The 5,159-nt window shown below is 56.3% G+C and carries 3 protein-coding genes and 3 pseudogenes; 4 read left to right on the forward strand and 2 right to left on the reverse strand.

Going from position 1 to position 5,159, the window contains the following annotated elements:
- A pseudogene (locus C0V97_RS01565) lies at positions 1-370 on the reverse strand (IS5 family transposase); the annotation flags it as partial.
- 130 nt (positions 371-500) lie between these two features.
- On the opposite strand from C0V97_RS01565, the gene C0V97_RS01570 reads away from it, so the two are divergent.
- Genes C0V97_RS01570 through C0V97_RS01580 form a run of 3 tightly spaced genes read left to right on the forward strand, consistent with a single transcriptional unit; the run spans position 501 to position 4,536 of the window.
- Positions 501-2,561: an HAD family hydrolase gene (locus C0V97_RS01570; protein WP_127100080.1), complete on the forward strand. Its 2,061-nt coding sequence runs from the start codon at positions 501-503 to the stop codon at positions 2,559-2,561.
- Positions 2,558-3,637: a glycosyltransferase family A protein gene (locus C0V97_RS01575; RefSeq protein ID WP_127100082.1), complete on the forward strand. Its 1,080-nt coding sequence runs from the start codon at positions 2,558-2,560 to the stop codon at positions 3,635-3,637. Before C0V97_RS01570 ends, C0V97_RS01575 begins: the two co-directional genes overlap by 4 nt.
- Positions 3,638-3,684: 47 nt before the next feature.
- Complete coding sequence (locus C0V97_RS01580) at positions 3,685-4,536, forward strand: FkbM family methyltransferase (protein WP_127100084.1); 852 nt, start codon at positions 3,685-3,687, stop codon at positions 4,534-4,536.
- Positions 4,537-4,659: 123 nt separating this feature from the next.
- On the opposite strand, the pseudogene C0V97_RS18625 reads toward C0V97_RS01580, so the two are convergent.
- Positions 4,660-4,890: pseudogene (locus tag C0V97_RS18625) on the reverse strand (IS6 family transposase); the annotation flags it as partial.
- A gap of 98 nt (positions 4,891-4,988) precedes the next feature.
- Here C0V97_RS18625 and C0V97_RS01585 point away from each other — a divergent pair.
- Positions 4,989-5,159 (forward strand): annotated as a pseudogene (locus C0V97_RS01585) (transposase); the annotation flags it as partial.

Below are 5,159 nucleotides of genomic sequence, written 5' to 3' on the forward strand. Positions count from 1 at the left end.
CATGCCGCCTTTGGTCCGCCCGATCAGGCGGCCTGGGCCCCCTTTTTCATCCGCAGGCTCGAGGCCGTACGGTGCGCCTTCAGGTAGGTGGCGTCGATCATGATCGTCTAATGGTCCGCCCTGCCAGTAGCCAGGCCGTCCATCAGACGGACAAAAGTCCCCGCAGCGCTCCACCGCTTCCAGCGATTGTAGAGCGTCTTATGCGGCCCATATTCCTGCGGAGCATCTCGCCAGCGCAACCCATTGCGGTTCACGAAAATGATCCCGCTCAATACACGCCGATCATCAACACGCGGTCTGCCATGGCTCCTTGGGAAAAGGGCTCCAGACGCGCCATCTGTTCATCCGTCAGCCAATACAGGTCGCTCATCTTCAGTCGCCTCAAGGACCCTGAATCAGATTTGCCCACCCAAATCAATGGGTCCTGAGCCTAGGCGGGTAGAATTCTGATACGAAGGATGCTATGGTGTCCGAGAAAAGGTGTGAGAACTTCGACTGATATGTTTGAATGGCAGCAAGACCGTCACTGGCTTTCCCGGTTTGAGGATATTCTCAGCACGGTCAATGCCGTTACTTTCGACGTTTTTGATACAGCTCTGACGCGCGTTCTGGATACGCCTGCGGACGTGTTCGCCATTGTTGAGGCCGACTTGGTTCGGGCTCATGGACCGCTGTTTAGGGGCTATGCCGCTCTCCGCGAGCAGGCAGAGTTCGATGCGCGGCGACAGGCCGCGGCCCGGGGGCAAAGAGAAATCGGTTTCGATCCCATTCTTGATGCGCTGGAAGAGAAAAATATCCAGTTTGCCCAGTATCGGGACGAGCTGTTGTCGGAAGAAGTGCGCGTTGAGCATGAATGCTGCATTCCGGTTCCGGAGATCAAGGCCGCTGTAGAGCTCTGCCGGTTTCGCGGTCTGCCAGTGTTGTTCGTTTCAGACATGTATCTGTCCACAGCAGTGGTGCGAAGTCTGCTTGAAAACGCGGGGTATGAATCCCCTGACCTCATCGTATCCTGCGATACGGGATGCGCGAAGTGGGATGGTTCTCAGTGGGATATCGTTCTGGATCGCTTTGGTGAGGCGGGCCGTATTCTTCATATCGGGGATAATGAGGGAAGTGACGGTCGGACTGCCGATGATGCTGGGCTGAAAACCCTTCTGTTCAAGCGGGCTAGATCTAATCATCGTCCGGGTGGCCCGCTGAGTCCCGATGTTCTGCCGTTCTCCCGTCTTCTACGGGCGGCCATGCTTCGGCTTGCGCCAGGCGGCGCGGATTATGATCCAACGGCGCTCCCGGCCTCTGAGGTTATGAGCATGTTGGGCGCGTCCTGGGGGGCGACAGTCGTCGGAACCTATGTACGATGGGTGGCGCGGCGTGCACAGGAACTTGGGGTAACGCATGTCTATTTCTGCGCTCGCGACGGATGGCTTCCGCAGCAGGCCTGGTATGCAGCGAAACTCGATGAAGCGACCGGGATCACATCGACCTATCTTTATATTTCCCGAAGATCCTTAAATTTCGCGGCAGCCTCTATCGGCTGTACACCCGATTACCTGACGGAATCGACACTAGACACGCTGTGTGCGGTTTTCCGAAAGGAGCGGCTGCGCGATGTGCTGTCCCGGGCAGATCTTCTGAATGTGGGGCCACTTGTTGAAGATATCCTGAGACATTTCGGGAGTCTCGACCGCGTCATCAGCTTCGATGACGGTGCGGCAGAGCTCAAAGACTGCATGCGGCGACATCCGGGAGCGATCTATCCGGTGCTGCACGCAAAAGTCACGACGGTCGTATCTTACCTCACGCAGGAAGGCGTTCACGAAGGGCGGGTCGCAATCGTGGATGTCGGCTGGCATGGCAATATGCAGGTGTCGATAAAGGGCATTCTCGAGGAAGCCGGTTATTCCCCATCCATCTACGGTCTATATGCCGGTTTGTGGCCTGCCGCCCAGCGGAACCGGGGCCGTTCGGGGTGGATGGAGAGCGCCTTCAGAAACGACTACCAGTCGATCGAAGGGGGGTATGGGCTTCATAATTCCGTGGCTATTATTGAAAATACATTCGCGGCAGCACATGGCACGACGCTTGGCTATCGTCAGGACGGTAGCGGGATCGTACCGGTTCTCGCCGAAGCGGGGGCTGTCTGTGCGCAGAACAGATCGCTGCTGGAGCCCTTCCAGAACGAGACCGTGGCAGTGATTGCGCAGCTTTTTGGGCAGGAATCTCATGCCGGGGTCACGGTGGACGCGCTGACTGAAAAGGCAGCGACCGCGGCGATCGACCGACTTGGTCTGTCACCGACGATGAATGAAATCGCAGCCATCGGGTCTATCCAGCATTCCGGTGACCCGAGCCACGCCAGACTGACGCCGCTTGTACAAGAACTGGTGGCTGACCTCTCGAAACAAGAGCGTGTCGATATCGATCATTCGGACTGGGTGATTGGTTCGGCACTGGTGTCTCTGCGCCGGGCAACGACGCCGGACCGGCGCGCCGCCCTAGCACATGACCTCCGACACAGGCTCGGCCACTACGACGACCGCACAATTGGACAGTTCAAATGACGTTTCCCGCTTCAGATCATAGCGGCGTAACGCCCGCCGATGTGGCAGTCGTCATGCGGATTGGCCATGACCTCACCCTTATTCACCGTGGCTTGACCAGCATTCTGTTCCAGAAATTCAGGCGATGGCACCTCTATCTGGTTTGTAATGATCAGAACCTGCAGCCGCTGATCGCAGTGCTAGAAGGTTATCTTCCGATTTTCGGCGGACGTCTTACGCTCGTGTCAAGCGGGGAGGCTGCGCGTGCCGCTTTCGACGCAGGGGCAGAGGATTTCATCGTCTTCCACGATGCCGGAGATACGTGGGATCCAGATTTTCTGCTGAACACGGTACTATTTCTCGGAGATCCCAAAAAATCCGACTATGTCGCCGTTGCGACCAACTGCATGGTCATAGACGAGCGTGTTGAACGTGACGGGCGAATCATCGAAACTGGGCGTCATGTCTGGGGAGGCGACGGGTACACAACCGACTACGCCACGCTCTTCAACGGGCGGCCGTTTCCACCGATTTGCTGCCTGTTCAAACGCTCTGCACTTCCCGCCATCGGCCTCGAGCAGGAGAGACTGACGAGCGACTGGGAGCGAGCTATCCTGCTGATGGAGCAGGGTGATATCGGGCATATTCAGAAAATCTTTGCGAGCTGGCACCGTAGGGACGGGCAGAGCACGATCAGGCATCGCAATGCATCCGTAGCGGAGCATGAGGCGGAGTACCTTCAGACGACACTCCTCAAAAACGCGGAGCTTCGGCGTCTGATCGCGGAGCAGCCTGCCATGCGCGGTCTGTTCATGACCATTCTTCCTAAAATGCAGCGACAGCTCGAATGTGGGGGGCGGACAGAGCATTCCCTTGGCGAACTGCGGCATCGTGTCCATTCTCTCGACCATCGAATCGATGACTTGATTTCCATGAATAGGACACTGGTCTCGCAGATGGGGCATGTAATTTCGGAACTGGACCAGATCCGCGTCGTTGCAAGTTGGCAGAGGAAGATGCTCCGCCCGGTGCACAGGGTCTGGCTCATGGCCATGCCTTTTCGCCGTTTTATTGCCAAATGTCGTGGGCGGACATAATTGTGATGTAATCCCGTGTTCGACTTGCGGGTCTTAGAGGAGTGCGCATGTCGAAACAACGGAACGTCAGCATCTATGAGGATATTGCGAGGTTGGGAATGTCAGAGCCCGATATCGCAGTGCCTCACACTGCAACCTACGGCCAGTGCGCCGAGGATATCATCGTTCTCGCCGCGCTTCGGGCCATCGGCTTCGCAGAGGGAATCGACCTTTCCTTGCAGACCTATCTTGAAATTGGTGCCAATCATCCCGTGGCCACTAGCGCGACATGGTTGCTTTATAACGGGCTAGGTATGAGAGGTGTTTTAGTAGAGGCCAATCCCCATCTTATCGACGAACTGCAGCGCCATCGCCCCGGTGACCGTATTCTCCATGCCGCTGCTATCGCCGAGGATGATAGCAGCGCTCACATTTTCATCTCGTCAAAAAACGAGCTGAGCTCCACCAACAGGCAGTTTTTGGAAGAGTGGCCCGGGGAACCGGTATTGGTAACGGAGGATGCCATAGTTCCGGCAATGCGCGTGAGTCAGATCATTTCGGATTATATGGCTCATCAGCCTCCAATTTTTTTGTCGATCGACATCGAGGGGGAAGATCTGAAACTGCTCAAAGACTTTGATTTTTCCACTTGCCGTCCGGCGCTCGTGCAGGTGGAACCGTCCGACCATTTTCTTGAGAATAACAGCCGCGACATCAGCGCTCTCATGCGCGCGAATGCCTATCATCTGATCGGGCGGACAGATGTGAACCTAATCTTTGCGGACAGCCAGCGGGCGACGTTTTCCAATCCTGAGACAGGTATTACGGCCATCAATAACAGCCCTCTGGCCGAAGCCGAGCGCGAAATAGGCCGGTTGCGTGAGCGCCTGTCCGAGCTTACCAGGCACCTCCTCCCTTGATATCGAGCAGGAGCGGAGAGAGCCGATACGATAAGAAATAGACTGAATGGTTCGGTTATCTGTCTGGAGGGATACCGTCATGTTAACTGACGTGAGGTAAGCGGAGGCCCGACAAAGGGATAATCAGACGCTGAGAACGGTCACGCTGTTCCACTGAGCGAGAGTGCTGACGCGATGAATGTGTCGGGATAGAGCTGAGTTGATGGAGGCGGGTGGAACGAAGAGATTACGGATAGCGGAGAAGACGGAGACGAAGCGTTGACACCCGCCAGGTGAGCAAAATTTCTGCACGATGCGTTCGCGCTTTCGCTGAAGAAGATGACTGTTCTCTGCCCGATTGTTCAGACCCTTATGCTAGAGATGCCATATCGAGAGACGCATTTTACGCCTAGGCTCAGGACCCATTGATTTGGGTGGGCAAATCTGATTCAGGGTCCTTGAGGCGACTGAAGATGAGCGACCTGTATTGGCTGACGGATGAACAGATGGCGCGTCTGGAGCCCTTTTCCCAAGGAGCCATGGCAGACCGCGTGTTGATGATCGGCGTGTATTGAGCGGGATCATTTTCGTGAACCGCAATGGGTTGCGCTGGCGAGATGCTCCGCAGGAATATGGGCCGCATA

It is taken from the genome of Asaia sp. W19 (assembly GCF_003994335.1).
GTDB lineage: Bacteria > Pseudomonadota > Alphaproteobacteria > Acetobacterales > Acetobacteraceae > Asaia.